General features: G+C 32.0%; 19 protein-coding genes, 1 tRNA gene and 2 pseudogenes. 13 read left to right on the top strand and 9 right to left on the bottom strand.

Annotated elements, in window-relative coordinates:
• Positions 1 to 99: pseudogene (locus ACFX5F_RS15240) on the top strand (IS982 family transposase); the annotation flags it as partial.
• Between the two features lie 20 nt (positions 100 to 119).
• Here ACFX5F_RS15240 and ACFX5F_RS15235 read toward each other — a convergent pair.
• Together ACFX5F_RS15235 and ACFX5F_RS15230 are read right to left on the bottom strand one after the other, a co-directional pair.
• Positions 120 to 356, bottom strand: a complete 237-nt coding sequence (locus tag ACFX5F_RS15235) for a hypothetical protein (RefSeq protein ID WP_379852889.1) — start codon at positions 354 to 356, stop codon at positions 120 to 122.
• A gap of 8 nt (positions 357 to 364) precedes the next feature.
• Complete coding sequence (locus ACFX5F_RS15230) at positions 365 to 520, bottom strand: hypothetical protein (protein ID WP_139259865.1); 156 nt, start codon at positions 518 to 520, stop codon at positions 365 to 367.
• A gap of 378 nt (positions 521 to 898) precedes the next feature.
• Between ACFX5F_RS15230 and ACFX5F_RS15225 the strand changes: the two genes are divergently transcribed.
• Complete coding sequence (locus ACFX5F_RS15225; RefSeq protein WP_379852888.1) at positions 899 to 3,739, top strand: PAS domain S-box protein; 2,841 nt, start codon at positions 899 to 901, stop codon at positions 3,737 to 3,739.
• Complete coding sequence (locus tag ACFX5F_RS15220) at positions 3,736 to 4,131, top strand: response regulator (protein WP_379852887.1); 396 nt, start codon at positions 3,736 to 3,738, stop codon at positions 4,129 to 4,131. The genes ACFX5F_RS15225 and ACFX5F_RS15220 overlap by 4 nt, the downstream gene beginning before the upstream one ends.
• A gap of 74 nt (positions 4,132 to 4,205) precedes the next feature.
• On the opposite strand, the gene ACFX5F_RS15215 is transcribed toward ACFX5F_RS15220, so the two are convergent.
• The gene (locus ACFX5F_RS15215; RefSeq protein WP_379852886.1) at positions 4,206 to 4,751 is read right to left on the bottom strand and encodes a hypothetical protein; all 546 of its coding nucleotides are present in this window, start codon (positions 4,749 to 4,751) and stop codon (positions 4,206 to 4,208) included.
• Positions 4,752 to 4,843: 92 nt separating this feature from the next.
• Here ACFX5F_RS15215 and ACFX5F_RS15210 point away from each other — a divergent pair, with 92 nt between their 5' ends.
• From ACFX5F_RS15210 to ACFX5F_RS15185, 6 genes and pseudogenes are all read left to right on the top strand, one after another.
• Positions 4,844 to 5,092, top strand: a complete 249-nt coding sequence (locus ACFX5F_RS15210; RefSeq protein WP_379852885.1) for a hypothetical protein — start codon at positions 4,844 to 4,846, stop codon at positions 5,090 to 5,092.
• 174 nt (positions 5,093 to 5,266) lie between these two features.
• Positions 5,267 to 5,707: a KTSC domain-containing protein gene (locus tag ACFX5F_RS15205; protein WP_379852883.1), complete on the top strand. Its 441-nt coding sequence runs from the start codon at positions 5,267 to 5,269 to the stop codon at positions 5,705 to 5,707.
• A 167-nt stretch (positions 5,708 to 5,874) separates the two neighbouring features.
• Positions 5,875 to 6,120 (top strand): hypothetical protein, encoded by a 246-nt coding sequence (locus ACFX5F_RS15200; protein ID WP_073209869.1) that lies wholly within the window; start codon positions 5,875 to 5,877, stop codon positions 6,118 to 6,120.
• Positions 6,121 to 6,440: 320 nt separating this feature from the next.
• On the top strand, positions 6,441 to 7,208 hold the full coding sequence (locus tag ACFX5F_RS15195) for a DUF4369 domain-containing protein (RefSeq protein ID WP_073209871.1): 768 nt from the start codon (positions 6,441 to 6,443) through the stop codon (positions 7,206 to 7,208).
• An 18-nt stretch (positions 7,209 to 7,226) separates the two neighbouring features.
• Positions 7,227 to 7,613, top strand: a pseudogene (locus ACFX5F_RS15190) (TlpA family protein disulfide reductase); the annotation flags it as partial.
• Positions 7,614 to 7,786: 173 nt separating this feature from the next.
• Positions 7,787 to 7,867 (top strand) — tRNA-Tyr (locus ACFX5F_RS15185).
• A 193-nt stretch (positions 7,868 to 8,060) separates the two neighbouring features.
• Here the strand turns inward: ACFX5F_RS15185 and ACFX5F_RS15180 are convergent.
• Both ACFX5F_RS15180 and ACFX5F_RS15175 read right to left on the bottom strand, forming a co-directional pair.
• The gene (locus ACFX5F_RS15180) at positions 8,061 to 8,750 is read right to left on the bottom strand and encodes an SIMPL domain-containing protein (protein WP_379852882.1); all 690 of its coding nucleotides are present in this window, start codon (positions 8,748 to 8,750) and stop codon (positions 8,061 to 8,063) included.
• 58 nt (positions 8,751 to 8,808) lie between these two features.
• A complete protein-coding gene (locus ACFX5F_RS15175; protein WP_379852881.1) occupies positions 8,809 to 9,447 on the bottom strand; it encodes a rhomboid family intramembrane serine protease in 639 nt (212 codons plus the stop codon).
• Positions 9,448 to 9,562: 115 nt separating this feature from the next.
• Here ACFX5F_RS15175 and ACFX5F_RS15170 point away from each other — a divergent pair, with 115 nt between their 5' ends.
• Positions 9,563 to 10,432 carry a lysophospholipid acyltransferase family protein gene (locus tag ACFX5F_RS15170; protein WP_379852880.1) on the top strand — a complete coding sequence of 290 codons (870 nt, stop codon included), beginning with the start codon at positions 9,563 to 9,565 and terminating at the stop codon, positions 10,430 to 10,432.
• A 124-nt stretch (positions 10,433 to 10,556) separates the two neighbouring features.
• Here ACFX5F_RS15170 and ACFX5F_RS15165 read toward each other — a convergent pair whose 3' ends face one another.
• The 4 genes from ACFX5F_RS15165 to ACFX5F_RS15150 all read right to left on the bottom strand — a co-directional run bounded on the left by ACFX5F_RS15165 (position 10,557) and on the right by ACFX5F_RS15150 (position 14,930).
• Positions 10,557 to 12,044, bottom strand: coding sequence for an aminotransferase class V-fold PLP-dependent enzyme (locus tag ACFX5F_RS15165; RefSeq protein WP_379852879.1), 1,488 nt, complete (start codon positions 12,042 to 12,044; stop codon positions 10,557 to 10,559).
• Positions 12,045 to 12,394: 350 nt separating this feature from the next.
• Entirely contained in the window at positions 12,395 to 12,976 is a 582-nt protein-coding gene (locus ACFX5F_RS15160; RefSeq protein WP_379852877.1) for a porin family protein, read from the bottom strand.
• Between the two features lie 37 nt (positions 12,977 to 13,013).
• Positions 13,014 to 13,790, bottom strand: a complete 777-nt coding sequence (locus ACFX5F_RS15155) for a membrane metalloprotease (RefSeq protein ID WP_379852876.1) — start codon at positions 13,788 to 13,790, stop codon at positions 13,014 to 13,016.
• Between the two features lie 96 nt (positions 13,791 to 13,886).
• Positions 13,887 to 14,930: a hypothetical protein gene (locus ACFX5F_RS15150; protein ID WP_379852875.1), complete on the bottom strand. Its 1,044-nt coding sequence runs from the start codon at positions 14,928 to 14,930 to the stop codon at positions 13,887 to 13,889.
• Between the two features lie 259 nt (positions 14,931 to 15,189).
• Here ACFX5F_RS15150 and ACFX5F_RS15145 point away from each other — a divergent pair, with 259 nt between their 5' ends.
• From ACFX5F_RS15145 to ACFX5F_RS15135, 3 genes are all read left to right on the top strand, one after another.
• Entirely contained in the window at positions 15,190 to 15,705 is a 516-nt protein-coding gene (locus ACFX5F_RS15145) for an RNA polymerase sigma factor (protein WP_379852873.1), read from the top strand.
• 61 nt (positions 15,706 to 15,766) lie between these two features.
• A complete protein-coding gene (locus ACFX5F_RS15140; protein ID WP_379852871.1) occupies positions 15,767 to 16,681 on the top strand; it encodes a FecR family protein in 915 nt (304 codons plus the stop codon).
• Positions 16,668 to 19,202 carry a TonB-dependent receptor plug domain-containing protein gene (locus ACFX5F_RS15135; RefSeq protein WP_379852870.1) on the top strand — a complete coding sequence of 845 codons (2,535 nt, stop codon included), beginning with the start codon at positions 16,668 to 16,670 and terminating at the stop codon, positions 19,200 to 19,202. The genes ACFX5F_RS15140 and ACFX5F_RS15135 overlap by 14 nt, the downstream gene beginning before the upstream one ends.
• Positions 19,203 to 19,280: the final 78 nt, after the last annotated feature.

The raw sequence follows: 19,280 nt of genomic DNA, 5'->3' as shown, positions 1-19,280 counted from the left end.
AGAATTTTAGCAAAAATAACAGCATTAACATTGGTTCAATATATCAATAAATTTATCTTTGATAGACCAATAAATAATATCAAAAATCAAATCATTTAATTACACCCAACGGGTTAAATTTAACTTGTCGCTTGTCCGTCAAGCCCCGCTATTTTTTGATGCAATTGATTTAACAATACTTGATAGCGACTTACTTCCATTAGATCTTCATCGTCGTCAGAAAAATCAAGCAATTCGTCCAGTTCCTCACTTACTTCAACTAATCTATTGTTGGCCTCTCTCGAATTTTTTTCGGCAATAAAATTAATTATTTCCTGCACCTTATTTTTTATTATATTGAATTTATCTTTTTGCATACTAGTATTTATTGGTTACTCTCGGAAGAATTAGTTTCGTTAAACTTCTTTACAATTTGCTTTAATTTTTCTTTACGATCTCGTTCAGCTTGCTTTGCTTTGTCCTGTGCTTTATGCAGTTTATCGTTGTGTTTCTTGATATTCCCTTCATTATTTCTACTCATTTCCTTTACTCTTAATTATCACAATCAATTATTTGATTCAAAACTTGTGCAAAGTTCGGGTTATTTATTCAAATTTAGATTGTTTTTGTCTTGATTATCGATTGAATTCAAGATTCACTGAGACTAATTAGCAACTTTTTAAACGAAAAAAAATAAAAAAAATAAGATATTACTTATAGATAAATTAAATTTTATTACAAAAATTAAATCCGCAATTTAAATAGCGTTGATAAACAATTATATAGGAATACAATATGGACTACTTCACTAGCGTCAGAAAATTTCTTTGCAATCAATTAACGACTTGTGCTAATTAATTTTTTTTATTTATATTTAGCCACTAGTAAAAAAAAGTCTCAAAGCCGATCAAATTATCCTATGATATTAGAAAAAAAATGGACAAAGTTTATTTCGTGGTTTTTAAATAAACCAAAAACTACAGGTCTGCTTGTGTTCCTTTTTTTAAGCCTAGTTGTTGGCTATATTGTTTATCAACAATATCGAATAGTTAAAGAAGATGAGCACACGGAAATGAATAACACGCTACAAAGCGTTCATCAAAATATAGAACAATCCCTAAGAAACTGCTACACTACTGCATTAACTTTAGCATTAACTATAAATGACAAAGGTGATCCAGAAAATTTTGATGCTATTGGAAAAAAACTATTAGAATCCAATCATAGTATTTCTGCCGTTCAACTAGTGCCAAAAGGAGTGATCAAATATATTTATCCAATGAAAGGGAATGAGGCTGCGATAAATTTAAATATTTTAGCTCCTCCTTATCTTAAGGAAGCACTAAAATCGATTGCAACTCAAAAAATGTATTTTGCCGGTCCTTTACATTTAAAACAGGGAGGTGTTGGAATTGTTGGACGTTTCCCTGTTTTTCATAATAACGTTTTTTGGGGATTTTCTGCTGTAGTCATTAAATTGAATCATTTATTAGAATATTCAGGCATTAATAATGTTGATGGGTCAAAATATTATTTTCAGTTATCCAAAAAAAATCCAGTTACCTTACAAGAAATTTTTTATTTACCTAATGCAAGTAATTTTTCTAAAAAATATCACATTTCTGCATCTATTCCTGATGGAGAATGGAAATTATACCTAATTTCTAAGCATCAAAATTATCTTTACTACCAAATTTTAATCCCAGGAATATTAGGTCTTATTTTTGCGGCAGTTTTTGGCTTCACGATAACTTCTCTTTTAAGAATGCCTCAAGAATTACAGCTTTTAGTTCATAACCAGGCAACGAAACTTTTGAATAGTGAAATAAAATACAAGTCAATTTTTGATCAGGCCGCCGTAGGAATTGCCTATGTCGATTCTTATTCAGGTAATTTTCTCGAAGTCAACAAGCAAAATTGTATCCTACTTGGATACTCTGAACAGGAAATGAAAGAGCGAAATTTTCAATCCGTAACGCATCCTGATGATCTAGAAGAGGATTTGAGGAATATGGAAAAACTAAAAGAAGGGAAAATCCGAAAATATGCAATGGAAAAGCGATACATTACAAAAAAAAATGATGTTATCTGGACAAAACTTACTGTTTCACCACTTTGGGATATTGGTGAGAAACCCACCACCCACATTGCAATTATAGAAGACATTTCATTAAAAAAAGAAGCAGAGGAATTAATTGAAAAAAGTGAGATCCGATTCAAGAGCTTATTTGATGACTCACCCTTATCATTGCGAGAAGAAGATTTTTCGGAAGTCAAAATATATCTGCAAGAATTAAATTTGCTGGGAAAGAAAGAAGATGAAATCACCCATTTTTTAGTAAACAATCCCGCTGTATTAAACAAATTGAATTCACTTATTAAAATTATAGATGCGAATCATGCTTGTTTAAAACTTTTCAATGTTAAAAGTAAAGCAGAATTGATTGAAAATAGCGGTGTATTATTTGAGTTTAATTGCAAATATGAATTCATAAAGCAATTAGTTGCAATCAGTCAAGGTGAAAATCAATTTATTAACGATACCAAAATTAAAAGTATAAATGGTGAGTTTCGTGATATAAATTTAAGGTGGAATATAATACGAGGCTATCGAAAAACACTTGCGCGAATTATTGTTTCTACTGAAGACATTACAGAGCGAAAAGCAAGTGAGAAACTTATTTCGGATACCCAAATTCGAACTGAATCTTTAATCAATACAATAGACGGAATTGTTTGGGAATGTAAAATTAAAGACCTTGCCTTCTCTTTTATTAGTCAAAAAGTCGAAAAAATATTAGGTTATACTCCCGAAGAATGGTTGGCAAGTGATACGTTTTGGCTAGATCATATTTATGAAGAAGACAAGCAATGGACAGTAGATTTTTGTTCTTCTAAGACCATGCAAAATTTAAATCACGATTTTGAGTACCGAATGGTTGCTAAAAACGGCTCGATTGTTTGGCTGAGAGATATAGTAAATATTGTTTTCGAGAATGGTGAAGCAGTAAGTTTGCGGGGTATTATGATTGACATTACAAAAACTAAAACAGCCGAAAAAGAATTAAATGATTCTTTCAATTTAGTTACTGAGCAAAATAAAAGACTTCTTAATTTCTCTTATATCGTTTCTCATAATTTAAGATCACATACGAGCAATATTTCTTCAATTATGGATATAATTGAAATTTCGGAATCAGAAGAAGAAAGGAATGAAATGATCCAGTTATTGAAATCTATTTCTAATTCCTTGAATGAAACCATGCTTCACTTAAACGACGTCATCAATATAAGAACGAATATAGGTTTAGTATCAGAATCCTTAAATCTAAAACAATATATAGATACGGCGCAAAGGGTCCTAACCGAACAAATAACACTAAATGATGTTGCAATTACCTCTATGATACCACACGACGTCATGGTAAATTATAATCCGGCTTATCTGGAAAGTATACTTTATAATGTTATCTCTAATTCCATTCGATACAGGCATCCGGAACGAAAACCAGTAATTTCAATCAAATGGTTTTTAGAAAAAGAGTTAAATGTATTACAAATTTCAGATAATGGAGTTGGAATAGATCTTGTTAAAAATGCGGATAAAATTTTTGGAATGTACAAAACATTCAGTAATAATTCAGATGCAAAAGGAATTGGACTATTTATAACAAAAAATCAAATTGATGCCATGGGAGGCAATATAACTGTAGAAAGCGAACCTAATATTGGGACAACATTTAAAATTTATATTCAATGAGAAAAAAAACAATATGGGTAATAGACGATGATACTATATACCAAATTATAGTTAATAAAATAATTCAAAAATCTGAAATGTTCTCTACCGCAACTTCTTTTAAAAACGGTAAAGAAGCGATAGATGCTTTAACTCATATAGCAAAGCAGGATGAATTGCTACCAGATATAATATTATTGGATATTAATATGCCCATAATGGATGGATGGGAATTTATGGAAGAAATGACAATTTTGAAGCCTTCAATGACCAAAAAAATGATTGTTTATGTCGTAAGTTCTTCCATTGCTATAGAAGACAAAAACAAATCGAAAACGTATCCAGATATATTAGGATATTTATCTAAACCTATAAACATAAACGATTTAACTTTAATTGCCTCGAACGATTAAAGCACAATAATAAATTTTGGCAATTGTTGATTTTATTTCGTATAACATAAATCTTTGTCATTAAGGATTGAAAGCTAAACGATTTCTCTTTTTATCTCTTCCAAAGTTTTATTGGTAAAGATTAATTCGTCGATAATTTTTTTTCGCAAAATGTTCAAATCATCATATTCAAAATACTTTGCCCATGATGTCAGCGCAAAGAGATTCCTAATTTGTTTGATTCTTTTTGTGGTTTCAAAACTTGTTCGAAGAATGGCTTTATTATCATAATTTAGATTGTTTTTATGCTGATAATTGACAGTCTGTTTCAAATAATTTGCTTCTAAATAATACAACTCATCCACTGGATTATCATGATAAAAATTCTCCCAAGGAGCAAAACCTAATTTAATTTTAGATTCTGATTCTGGCTCCAGTGGCTCCAATCGCCATTTGCTATTAGCCAACCGGCCCCAATGATTAGACAATCGATACATTCCTGATTTAGAATAATAATAACTGCTCCCTGCTTTACTTTGGTACTGAACTACCAATCCTTTCAGGCTACTCAATGACACTTCTTGAAACACACAAAAGGTATTTTTGAATGAATTAGGATTTGGACGAAATATTTTTTCCATAAAACAAAGGTAATCAGAAAGTCTAAAATAGAGCAAGACAAATAATATTTGATTAACTTTGCAAACTAGAATTTCAATAAATAAAATAGATCATGACCAAAGCTGCAGACGAAAAGATGTTACAAAAAGGTATATATACCGGAATAATTGAAAAAGATGAAAACAACAATTTTTTTTGTGGTGTATATCTTTTAGATTACAAAATGGTTCAGGCTAAACATACTGTTGGAGATTGGATTACAATAAAATCCATAATCGAAAACCCAAGTGATATTAGTTATAATAAATATCAGAAAAAGTCAAAAAACTTTGACAAAGCAAATAATAAGCCACAGCAATAAAAATCATTGAACCTTATTTTTAAATAAAATACCTAAATATTGGTCACTTTTTTTTGAAAATTTTTTAGTCATAAACTAAAAAGTTAAAAAAAAGTGTACCTTTGCAAAAAATTTGTCGATTTTGAAATCAAATTATATTGATTTTATATTAAAAGACAAGTAGTTACCATATTTATGAAAAAAATAGTTGAATACCGCAAACTACTAAATGTAGACAAAACCGCTGAGCTTAAAGATTTGAAAACGATTTATCGTAATGCTATGAAAGAAGCACATCCTGACAAATTTTCAGGAGATGAAGCTGGATTAAAAGTTGCTGAAGAAAATAGTAAAAAGATTATTGAAGCTTATCATTTCTTAGTAAGTATCAATCCGGAAACTCTTAAACAAAACTTACCAGAATATACTGAAACTATTGCTACTTCAACAATTTCAGATTATAAGTTTGTTGAAGGTCGATTGATCATCAATTTTTCAAATGGTAGCGTTTACGAGTATATTAGTGTACCAAAAGCAACTTATGTGAAAATGGTCAATGCAGATTCTCCTGGAAGATTTGCAAAAAGACATATTCTTAATTCTTTTACTTGGAGAAAAACGATAAACCAAGATTAATTTTTTAAGATAAAATATCCCAAGCACCCTATAAACGGGTGCTTTTCTATTTTAATACAATTTTATTTTTTGTTTTCAAAAAATCTTTCAAAAAACAAGCTTGTGTAATAAACTTATATTTAATAATTTAGCAATTCCAAGTAAATATAAACCTACAAAATAAAATAATGAAAGATCCTTGCGAAATATTTAAGTCCCAACGCAAAAAAGCACAAGAAACGTTGGACATATTGCAGCTACAAAAATCTCAAATTGAATTAGATCTTGAATTGAATCCTATATCTGCTGATCTAAACAAAAAATTAAGACAAATCAATTTAGACATTAAGATTACCGTTAATGAATTAGAACATGCCGATAATAGCAATGCTACATGTGAAATTAATCATCCTACTCCAATAAGGAACAACTAATTATACTTCTAAATTACATACAGTCCTTAACCTTTTCCATTACTCGAAGGTGTAATTATGTTGTTACTACTATTTATTTTAATTAAAATTAAGTAAAACCGCTACTAATCAAACAGTTACAGCATCACGTTTTTTTAGAAATAGAAATCAAAAAAAATTACAAATTTGATTTAGTATAATAACTCCAATAATTTCGCTTTTAGCGACCCGAAAAGCTTATTAAGAATAAAAAACTATAACAAAAATTTAAGTGCTAAAGTTATAGATAATTTATTTTTTTAAATACTTTTGCTGACTTAACTTAATTAACTAAATAAATAATGAAAAAAATAATTTTATTACTTTCTGCTGTTGTGATCTTGACTTCTTGTACTAAAGATAAATATACCATCTCAGGTACTGCAACAGGATTTGAAAATGGAAAAACAGTTATCATGGAAACCCAGAATGAAAATGGTATGGGAATGATTGCTATCGATACTGTAAAAATTGAAAATGGTAAATTTGAAATTAAAGGAAAAGCTTTAGAGCCTTCTTTTCATACATTACAAATTGAAGGAACACAAGAAAAAATTCCTTTCATTTTAGAAAATGGCGATATTACAATTGTAGTAAATAAAGATACTCTTCAAAAATCAAAAGTTTCGGGTACGTACAACAATGATGAATATGTAACTTTCAATAAGGAAATCACCCAAGTTCAAAAGAAATTAATGGATTTCCAAACGAAAAACATGCAAGCAATGAATGCCGCGCAACAAGCTAAAGATACTGTTGTAATCAATGGTTTAATGAAAGATTTTGCTAAAATCCAGCAAGAAGTTGGCGAGGCTTCAAAAGCTAAATATGTCGCTTATGCTGAAACTCACCCAAAATCATTTATTTCTGTTTTAATTATTCAAGGAATGTTGAATGATCCAAGCGCTGATTCTAAAAAATCTGAAAAAATGTACAATGGCTTAGAGGAGTCTCTAAAAAATACGAAGCCAGGTAAAGCAGTAAAGGCAAAACTTGCTGAAATGAAATCACCTTCTGTTGGAACTACTCCTCCAGCGCCGGCTCCAGCTCCAGCAGCTGAAGCTAAATGAAGAGCAGATTTTTCTGGTCCTAATCCTGAAGGGAAAATAATTTCTCTGAAAGAATGTTTAGGTAAAGTTACAATCGTTGATTTTTGGGCTTCTTGGTGTGGACCTTGTAGAGCAGAAAATCCAAATGTTGTAGCAATTTATAAAGACCTGCATTCAAAAGGTCTTAATATTGTTGGTGTGTCTTTAGATAAAGATGCGAAAGCTTGGAAAGAAGCTATTGCAAAAGATAAATTGACATGGAATCATGTTTCAAATTTAAAATTTTGGGACGAGCCAATAGCCAAACAATATAAAGTAGAATCTATTCCTGCCACTTTTATTCTTGATGCATCAGGAAATGTAGTTGCAAAAGATCTAAGAGGTGAAGAATTAAGAGCAAAAATTATGGAGCTTTTAGCTAAATAAGTCCAATTATTAGAATAAACTAAAAAATCTCCCTAGTGGAGATTTTTTTATTTTATTCAATACCAATGCTTTAAAAATAATACTAAAATTAAGTGTAAATATAGTTTGGAAACTTCAAAACAGTTTTTATATTTGCATCCGGTTAGCACAATAAGCAATGCTTGTTGAGTCTTGGGGAGATACTCAAGCGGCCAACGAGGGCAGACTGTAAATCTGCTGTGTAAACTTCGCAGGTTCGAATCCTGCTCTCCCCACTAAAACGTTTCAAGCAATTGAAACGTTTTTTTTTATATAAAAATTTGTAGGCTCTCCAGTCCCGAAGGATCCTAATTTTGGTCTGGTATCTACCTAAAATGTTTAACGTTTCTTTCCGTGAAAATAAATTCAAAAAAAAACCCATCTCCTTTTTAAATGAGATGGGATTTATATATTTTTTAATGTATTTTATTACTCCAAAATAAAACTTACACTAACATTAGCAGTAGTATTAATTTCGCCGACTGCAAGCGTTTCTCTTGGAGCTTTAGAATCACTCATTTCCATTGATTTCATGGCCGCATACATCGGTTGTGGATAATAAGTCTGTGAATTGTCAGATATTATCATAGCGCGCCCTACTTTTTGTCCCAGAACAGATACATAGTCCTCCGCTTTCAATTTTGCCTCTTTCATCGCTAATTTTCTAGCTTCAGATTGGTATTGAGCCAACTTTGATGATTGAAAGGTTACACTATCAATTCTATTAATTCCCTGATCAACTAAACCATCCATTAATTCATCATATTTTGATAAATCTTTTAGCAAAATCTCCACAGTTTGAGTTGCATTATAGCTGTGTTTCTTTTTTTCATAATCGTATTGCGGATTCAAAGAAACACGTTGGGTCTTGTAATCTGCAGGATCCAAATTCATTTTTTTAATAAATCTTAAAACGGCTTCCATTTTTTGATCATTCTCCTTTTTAACATCTTTGGCGTTATTCCCTTTGGTTTCAATAGTTGCAAGTATAGTCGCCTGATCTGGAACAACCTTTACTTTACCTTCCCCATTTACATTTATTTGCGGAATTTGTTTAATTTCCTGACCATAAGAAAGTGTCAGAAATAGAATTGCCAGAATTAGTACTGCTTTTTTCATCTTATCTAGGGTTTAATTGTTTTTTGTTGTAATATTCTTTCAAAAGTTGTGCCATTACTTATAACTTGCCCATTTTTTCCATCACAAAAAGAATAACTATAGGAATAGCCAATAAAACGACCATCAAGGTATGATCTACGAACAATTGAGGGTCTTTTATAAGTGTTATCATATATCCTCCAATCGCGCCTCCAAAATGCGCGGTGTGACCAATGTTATCATTTTTAGCTTTCATCCCATAAATCGAATACATTAAATAAAGAATTCCAAAAAGATAAGCTGGTATAGGAATAACGAAAAATAAACCCAACATCATATCCGGTTGTAATAATATCGCCGAATATAAAACCCCTGTAACTGCACCTGATGCTCCTACGGCTCTATAACTATAATCATTTTTATGCAAAAGCATAGTCAACAAACTTCCAAAAATTAAACTCCCGATATAAATCAAAGCAAAAGAGAAATCTCCCAAATACTCAATAACAACTGGTGCAAAAAAATATAGCGTTAACATATTAAAAATCAAATGTGGAAAATCAGCATGAAGAAATCCTGACGAAAACATTCGGATTTGTTCTCCAGCTCGAATACTGCCCACATGAAACTCGTATTTTCTAAAAAAAGAAAGGTCATTAAACCCTTTGTAACTCATCAGTACATTAGCAACTATTATTCCTATTAAAATGGCATTCATAAAGTATATTTATTTTGAATTGTAAATGTAGTGATTCTCCTAGATCTCACTAGTAAGTGTTCAAAACTTATATCGATATTCATTTTTGCCTTATATTTGCATAAAAAATTACTGAATGCAATTTCTTATATTTATAATAGCTTATCCATTTCTATGGATGATTTCTATTCTCCCTTTTCGCATTTTTTATTGGTTATCTGACTTCGTCTATTTTATAGTCTATTACATCATTGGTTACCGAAAGAAAACCGTTAGAGCAAATTTAGCCTTGGCGTTACCTCATCTTAATGATAAAGAACGTCTTGTAATAGAGAAAAAATCCTATCAGCATTTATGCGATATGTTCATGGAAATGATAAAAACCATGACCATTTCGTCTGAAGAAATGAACAAAAGATTCGTAATAACTAATCTGGAGGTAATAAAGGAGTATGAGAAAAAAGGAAAAAGCATCATGCTAATAGCTTCTCATTATGCAAGTTGGGAATGGCTCATTACACTGAACCAAAAAATATCTTTTCAAGGTGTAGGTGTTTACAAAAAATTAGCCAATAAATATTTTGATAAACTCGCTAGAGATATTCGATCAAAATACAACACGGAATTAGTTCCAACGTATAAAACAATTCCATTTATTTCTAATAATCAAAAAAATGGCATTCATTGTGTATATGGATTAGCTAGTGATCAATCTCCAAAAGCAGACCGGATATTCCATTGGGATAGCTTTTTGGGTGTTGAAGTTCCTGTTCATACCGGCCCTGAAATGTTAGCCAAAAAGTATGATATGACCGTAGTTTTTGCCAAAGTAAAAAAGGTAAAAAGAGGATATTACGAACTTACCATAATTCCTATTAGTGACAATCCAAATTCAGTTCCCGACTTTGGGATTACTCATATCTTTATAAAAGAAGTAGAAAAACAAATATACGAAGCTCCTGAATATTATTTTTGGACGCATAAAAGATGGAAACACAGAAGGTAGTGGTCAGTTGACAGTGTTCAGTTACAGTTTTCAGTCGCAATTTCCAGTTAAAAAAAAATCACATATTATAAACAATAGCGTTTATAATATGTGATTTTTTTAGTTCTATTAAAACCTCAACTTTTTACAATGAAAACCAGCTTTTCACCAATTGATCTTCTAAAGGTTTTGCGTCTTTATTTATAAATTCATTTGAGACAGCATTATAATCATAGTCCAAAGCCCAGATTTTGTGGTTTTCAGCCAATGCTTTTATCCCGTTACAAACAAATTCAATTTCAGCATTTGTAGTTGTTGGATGAATCGACATTCTGATCCAACCCGGCTTTCTGATTAAATCACCTAAAGTAATTTCGTCAATTAATTTATGGGAGGTTTCTTGGTCTACATGCAATAAAAAATGTCCATAAGTTCCGGCACAACTGCAACCGCCACGAGTTTGAATTCCGAATTTATCATTTAGCAATTTCACTCCTAAATTGAAATGTAAATCCTCAATAAAAAAAGAAATCACCCCTAACCTATCCTGATGCTGACCGGCAAGAATTTTAATGTTTGGTACATTCCCTAATGATTCAAAAGCATAATCCACGATTTCGTGCTCGCGTTTTAGAATATTATCAATTCCCATTTTCTCTTTCAACTGAACTGCCAGTGCCGTTTTTATGACTTGAAGAAAACCAGGTGTTCCACCGTCTTCCCTATCTTCAATATTATCAATATACTTGTGTTCTCCCCAAGGATTTGTCCAACTTACAGTTCCGCCTCCAGGACAATCAGGTACCAAATTTTGATACAATTTTTTATTGAATACCAAAACGCCACAAGTTCCGGGTCCGCCAAGGAATTTATGTGGAGAGAAGAAAATAGCATCCAAATAACTTTCTGGATCTTCGGGATGCATATCTATTTTTACATAAGGTCCAGAACAGGCAAAATCCACAAAACAAAGTCCGTTATGCTGATGCATCAATTTTGCTGCATCATGATATGGTGTTCTAATTCCTGTAACATTGGAACAAGAAGTGATTGAAGCAATTTTGAAACTTCTATCTTTATATTTTTCAAGCAGTATTTCTAAATTTTCAATACTGAACAAACCATCTTCAGTGGACGGGATTACTTCAACATCAGCAATAGTTTCTAACCAAGAGGTTTGATTGGAATGATGTTCCATGTGAGAAATAAAAACAACTGGCTTTTTTTCGGCTGGAATAGTGATGAAATCTTTTAGGTTTTCTGGTACTTTTAATCCCAAAATACGTTGAAATTTATTGACAACACCTGTCATTCCTGTTCCATCAGTTATTAAAACATCATCTGCATTTGCATTAACATGATGTTTTATAATATGACGCGCCTGATGATATGCTTTAGTCATTGCTGTACCAGAAACTGTAGTCTCTGTATGGGTATTGGCCACAAAAGGACCAAATTCATTCATTAATTTTTCCTCGATAGGGCGATATAAACGACCACTGGCTGTCCAATCTGTATAAATAATTTGTTGCTGCCCGTAGGGAGTTTCAAATTTTTGATTGATTCCAATAATGTTATCGCGAAACTGTTGGAAGTATTGTTCTAATTGAGTTGGCATTTCTGTGGTGGTCATTGTTACTTAATTTGAGTTCAAAGATATAGGTTTTCTTGCGATTTTTAAAATTAGAAATTTATTTGGAGGTCTCTTTTGAAACCTGATAATGTGAATTTCTAATCCGCGCCCAAAAAAGCACCATTCTTCCAAATTTAGCCCCGGTTGCAGTGAAAATCCTTTCTAGTCCTGAACTTGTTTCAGGATCCTGAAACAAGTTCAGGACTAGAAAGATTGTAACGTAAAACGGGAACATTGCTACTAAAAAAGCCCAATCATTCGCTCCAAAAACGGAACCAAATTAACTTAAAAACAAAATCCTTTCAAAAGTTTACACTCTGAAAGGATTTTTTATTTTAGAACTATTGGTTTTATAAATCAAACCCTACTGAAAATTGCCAAACTCTGTTATGTGCCTGACCACTATCATACAAATCTCCTAAACCCAAATGATAACGTACACCTAAACTTATACCGGAATCGGTTTTAAAACCACCTCCAAAGTTCATTCCCCAATCAAAATTGTTTGGATCGTATTCTTGTGAACTACTAATGAAACCATTATACTCTTCTTTATGAGAAATAGCCAATCCTATTTGTGGGCCTGCTTCCAAAAAGAAATTTTTAGAAGGATACGCTTTAAGCATTACCGGTAAATTGATATAATTTAATTTTTGCGTAAATGTCCCATTACTGTCTTTGATCTCATATCCTTGTTGAGAATACATTAATTCCGGTTGAATTGAAAAATTTGGGCTAATAAATTCCTCGCCGTAAACACCTACATGAAATCCATGACGTTGTCCTGTTTCTCCTTGACCATCATAATTTACTGCGGCTAAATTATACCCGCCTTTTATACCTGCGTTTGATTTGTGATACGTTTTATTTTGGGCACTGATTGAAGCTACCATCCCAAAAAATAAGGCAATTATTAAATTCTGCTTTTTCATAAAATTTCTGTTTTTGAATTATAATATATCTACTATTTTATTTTCCTCCATTGGCACGCAGATCTGCAATACATTGTGCGTCTAACTGCGGCGCTGATCCACCTGAAACCATATTCCCAATACCATTTCCTGTTTCTGAAGACCAAAACATTAAGCAACTATTTACATTACAATGCTTAGCATGTGCCGTATCTTCATGATTACTTTGCAAAGCGGTACCAAGGTTTGTCAGTCCAAGAATATGTCCAAACTCGTGTGTAATTACCGTCGTTTCAAGCAAAGTCCTGTTTGGCTCAAATGGACTGTCGCTTAAACCTTGAACGGTTTTTTCATAAATAACAAATGAAGTATTTCTATACGCGGTTCCTAAAATAACACTTGTACTGGTATCACTAGTTGATTGTCCATCGGCAAAGAATGCCCATATCGCTACTTGATTTGCCGTATTGTATTTTGTTCTGTTAGCATCCTCAATTGCTGCGATTTCTTCATTTGTATAAGGAGCATTCCCAGGCGAGGCAATTGCTCTTTTAATTACAGTTATTCCCCCAGGTTTATAGGTTCTTGCTTCTAGAAACGCTACGAAGTTGTTTATTGCGGCAGTTGTGGGTTCAAATCCTACGACATAAACCAATTCAACAACTGTACTTTTAAACGTATTGTCAGATAATAAATCATTTGCCGAACTACCGGTAGGCTTTTTATTGTTAGCAATGGAACTTACTGTTCCGGAACTGTTACTTAAATCATCCTCTTTTGAACAGGATAGCAATAAGCCAAAACATATCGTTAGTACTGCAATTCTTTTTTTCATTATTATCTTTTTAAGTTATTAGTTAATTTATAAATAACAGCTACAGTATTTACCGCAACTGTTATTTATTATATAGCATTCAAATTAAACCCTGCTTTATATTTGTTTCAAAATTACTGTTACTGCTGCGTTAGTAGTACTTTGTAATGAAATTGATGTAGCAGTAAAACTAGTTACTTTCCAATTATTGTTTAACAAATTGAATGTCGCATTACCAGAAAAATTCAATTTAAGAAAAACTTCTAATTGTGAACTCACAGCATAGGTTCCATTTACAGTTGCGCTTAATGTACTAACAGCAGTTACAGATAAATTATTTGCAAAATCAACCGTGTAATCTTTATAGTTAGTTGCGGTATTGACTCCTGAAGTTAAAAATGATTCCACTTTAAACTTTCCATTTACCAAAATTGTCTCTAGTTTTTTTGAATTTTCAACCGCCGTTGCCATTGTTGCTTCTGTTTTTAGAGATGCATTAATAGTCGATTGAAATTCAGCGTCACTTGAAATTGTTGTTTTTGTACCATCAATAAGCGTAACTGTCATTGGGTATTTTACTGAAAATAATTCCGTGCTGCTTACATTAGACATATACGTATATAATTGTTGCTCGGATGTGATGACAACACTTCCTGTTTGTACTAAACTAACATTATACGTTAAAATTGTAATTGGGAAGTTAATATTTACCGAAGAAATGGCATCTTGTCCAGAAGCCTCTGCTGATGTACACGCATTAAGAATAGCATTATACTCTATTTGATTAGTAACAGTTGCCTCTGTATAGTTACTTAATTTTACTTTTAAAGGGAATTGCAGAACGACAGTATCTTGATTATTATTGTATTGTCCTAAAATAGAAATTACCTGTTGGTAATCCAGTTGACTTAAAATTGAAACCTGAATACCATTAACTTTTGCACTAGCTGGTAGTACAATTGAAGAGCAAGAAGCTCCATCAATAAAATCATCAAATGAGCCATCGTACATAGAAGTACGTTTTAAATTGTTTGCAGTCGTAGAATTGGCTGCATTTGTATTTGGATTTTCTCCGTAAACATCGTTTACTTCACTTTGACAAGAAGTAAAACCTAAAATAGCCATTAGTGCAATCCCTGTAATCGTTTTTAATTTTTTCATGATTTTCAAATTTAATGTTTTTTTATATTTACAAGCGGTCTTTCTTGCGCCTTTCTGTTAGTAAGACAACTCTCTTTGTATTTACCCTACCCTAAATTCTAAAAAAAATAAAATAATTAATCAAATAAAACGCAACACATTTATTTACAATATTTTAAACATTTAAATTTTAATTAAAATAAAGTAAACTCATAATTTACAACATTAATTTTGAAAAAAAAAATTACTTTTACCACCTACCAAAATGAAATAGTATTAAATGAGCGACGATAACACTAAACTTTGCGAAGAAAATCATTTTAGAGACTTTTACTTAAAACATGTCCAATCGGCAAATAACTTTGCTTATTATAAATGTGGCGATAACGAAGCTGCATTAGACTTGGTACAGGATGCATTTACTAAAATTTGGGAGAATTGTTCCAAAATTGATTTTAGTAAAGTAAAAACCTATTTGTTTACCAGCATCAATAATTTATTTCTAAACAATATCAAGCATCAAAAAGTCGTACTGGCTTATGCTAAAGAATCTCCAAATTTAGATACCAACAATCAAAGTCCTGAATATTTATTAGAAGAAGAAGAATTTAAACAAAAACTTACCCATGCAATCGCATCATTAAGCGAAGTGCAAAGGGAAGTATTTTTACTGAATCGTATAGATGGAAAAAAGTACAGAGAAATAGCGGAGTTACTCGATATCTCTCAAAAAACCGTAGAGAAAAGAATGTCTGGAGCACTACAAATATTAAAAGCCCAAATAGAAAATATATAATTAGTCATTTAGCTATAGGGTAAATACAAAGTTAGTTGTCTTATAAACATAGAGATATAAAATGAAAAACGAAAAAGAGATATTAAAATGGTTGAATAATGAGCTTTCAAGCAAAGAAATTAAGGATTTAAAACAATCTGAAGGTTTTGAAACGCTGGAAAAAATTGCTCATTATGCATCACAATTGGAAACTCCAAAAGTGGATGCAGCTGTTGCACTTGAATCTTTTAAGCTCAGAAACAAAACTAAAAAAGAAACAAAAGTTAGAACACTAAACTTTAAGACATTCTATAAAGTTGCTGCTGTCCTGGCTATTTTATTAACTTCATCCTATTTCTTATTCTTTAATAATACTACCTCATTCGAAACTCAAATAGCACAAACGAAAACCTTCAATCTTCCCGATAACTCAGAAGTAACATTAAATGCCGCTTCAAAAATAACATTCAATGAAAAGAAATGGAAAGAAAAAAGAGATTTATCACTGCAAGGCGAAGCTTATTTTAAGGTGCAAAAGGGACAAACTTTTAGTGTTAATACCTCCGATGGAATCGTTCAAGTACTAGGCACACATTTTAATGTAAAACAACGGGACAACTATTTTGAGGTTCACTGTTACGAGGGATTAGTAAGTGTAACGTATAAAAATGAAACCGTAAAATTACCCCCTGGTAAAACATTTCGTGTAATCAATAATCAAATTCAAAACGTTGAAGATTACGAGGCAACAAACCCGTCTTGGATACAACAAGAATCAACCTTTAACGGAATTCCGTTAGATCAGGTTATTGCAGAACTAGAGCGTCAATATGATATAAAAATTAAAGTAAAAGATGTGGATACTTCAAAACTTTTTACGGGAAGTTTTACACATACTGACAAAGAAATAGCGCTTCAAGCGGTTACAATTCCGCTTCAATTAAGTTACAGCACCGAAGGCAAAAATATTATATTTTACAACTATGGTCTTAAATAAATGGCTGATTTATTTGCTACTTTTTATTGGCAGTATTTGTTACGGACAAAATACAGCTAAAAAAACACCTTTGACTGCCGTTATTATTTCCGTCGAAAAACAATTCAATGTTAAGTTTTCGTATGCCGTTGAAGATGTAGCTATCATTAAAATTGACAAACCGAATGCTTCTTTTACATTACAAGAAACAATTGATTATCTAAATTCGAAAACACTTTTAAATTTTAAAGCGCTAGACAGTCGATATGTTACTGTTTCAGTGCTGAACAAAACAATATCCATTTGTGGGGTTGTTTTCGACGAAAAAAAATCTCTTTTAGTTGGCGCTTCAATATTGGTAAATGATATTGGAAGAAGTACCATAACAGATGAAACGGGAAAATTTAAATTACAGAACATTCCGATCAATGCAATACTAAGCATTTCCTATTTGGGTTTTGAATCCAAACAATTTGAAGCAAGCGAATTGTTTTCTGCACAAAAAAACTGCAAAGAAATTGTTCTATCCGCAAAAAATGAGGAACTGAATCAGGTTTTGATAAATGTCTATTTAACCCCTGGATTACAAAAATATTTAGATGGAAGCACTGTTTTAAATACTAAAAAATTTGGTATTCTTCCCGGATTAATAGAACCGGACATTTTGCAATCTATACAAGCGCTTCCCGGTGTTGAAAGTTCCAATGAAAGCATCGCTAATATCAACGTTCGTGGCGGTACTAATGATCAAAATTTAATCCTGTGGGATAATATCAAAATGTACCATTCCGGTCACTTTTTCGGTTTAATTTCTGCTTACAACCCAAACCTTACCGAAAGAGTAGTGGTGAGCAAAAACGGAACAAGTGCGGAATATAGCGATGGCGTTTCCAGTACGATAAGTATGTACACTAAGGATGTTATATCTAATACGTTTTCAGGAGGCGGAGGAATAAATCTACTCAGTGTCGATGCGTTTTTGGAAATCCCTATTGCTAGAAACCTGGCACTACATATATCCGGACGCCGTTCTGTTACCGAATTATTTAAATCCCCTACCTATACCCGATATTTTGAACGCAGTTTTCAAGACAGTGAAATCAATGCCGACAGCGATAAAAATGATACTTCCTCTGACTTTTACTTCTATGATTATACGGCTAAATTGCTTTTTGATTTAAATGAAAAACATCAATTCAGAGCCAACGTCATTGGGATTAATAATGCGTTAGATTATTCAGAACGTTTAACTGCAAACTCAAATACAACCCAATCTAAAACCAGTAACCTATCTCAGAAAAATATTGGTTACGGAGGAAATTGGAAAGCACAATGGAGTCCAAAATTAAGTTCCAACTTCAACACTTACTTTTCTAGATATAATATTGATGCTGCGGATTATAGAGTTGAAACGGATCAACGCTTGACTGAAGCCAACGAAGTGCTTGAAACGGGAGTAAAATTGAATACTTATTACAAAACTAATGAGCACTTAAATTTCTTAGTTGGTTATCAATTAAATGAAACGGGTATGCTCAATCAAACCGTTGTTAGTAATCCTTCCTACTCCAGCACCATAAAAGACGTATTGCGAAATCATGCTGTATTTTCTGAAGCCGAATTCAACAAAAAAAACACCTATTTGAGAGTTGGGGTACGCTTAAATTATTTTCAAAAATTTGCAAAGTTTTTGGTGGAGCCGAGAATAAACTTTAGACAAAAATTATCAAACGAATTTGCGTTAAAACTTGAAGGAGAATTTAAAAACCAATCTACTACTCAAATTGTAGATTTTGAGGATGATTTTCTAGGTGTGGAGAAAAGACGTTGGGTTCTGGTAAATAATAATGATATTCCTGTTGCCATAAGCAAGCAGGGTTCTGTTGGTGTGGAATTCAATAAAAATAAGCTACTGGTTGATCTTACGGGTTTCATAAAAAAAGTTGACGGAATCACCGCCTCCAATCAGGGATTTTATAACAATTTTCAATATAAAAATGCTCATGGTAGCTATATTGTAAAAGGCATCGAGTTTTTAGCAAATAAGACTGCTCGCAACTATAGTACTTGGATTAGTTATACTTTTAGTGTCAATGATTATGAATTTGAAACTTTTAATCCATCGACATTCCCGAATAATGCAGATATTAGACATTCGATTTCTTTTGGCCTTAACTATGAAATTAATAAAAACTTAAAAGCCTCTATTGGCGGAATTTGGAGAAATGGACAACCATATACAAAACCAGTTAAAGGTGATGAAACAGTAACCATTGGCAATACAACGATGGTCAATTATGATAGCCCTAATGGTAGCAGCCTAAATAATTTCATGCGTTTGGATGCATCCTTTAGTTATAACTTTAATGTTACAAATGCCATAAAGGCAACTGTGCGTGCAGGTATAATTAATTTAACTAACGAAGATAATATAATCAATAGGTATTACAAGGTCGATCCAAACAACACTGATAACGCTATAAAAGTGGATAACAAATCACTTGGCCTAACCCCAAATGTAAGTTTTAGAGTGAATTTTTAATTCCATTTTATACCGCATAATAAAAATTAAAACCCTTTCAAATTTTATTTTGAAAGGGTTCCTATTATATAAAAACAT

This window comes from Flavobacterium zhoui (assembly GCF_042787235.1).
Lineage (GTDB): Bacteria > Bacteroidota > Bacteroidia > Flavobacteriales > Flavobacteriaceae > Flavobacterium > Flavobacterium zhoui.
This window is presented reverse-complemented; position numbering and strand designations above follow the sequence as displayed.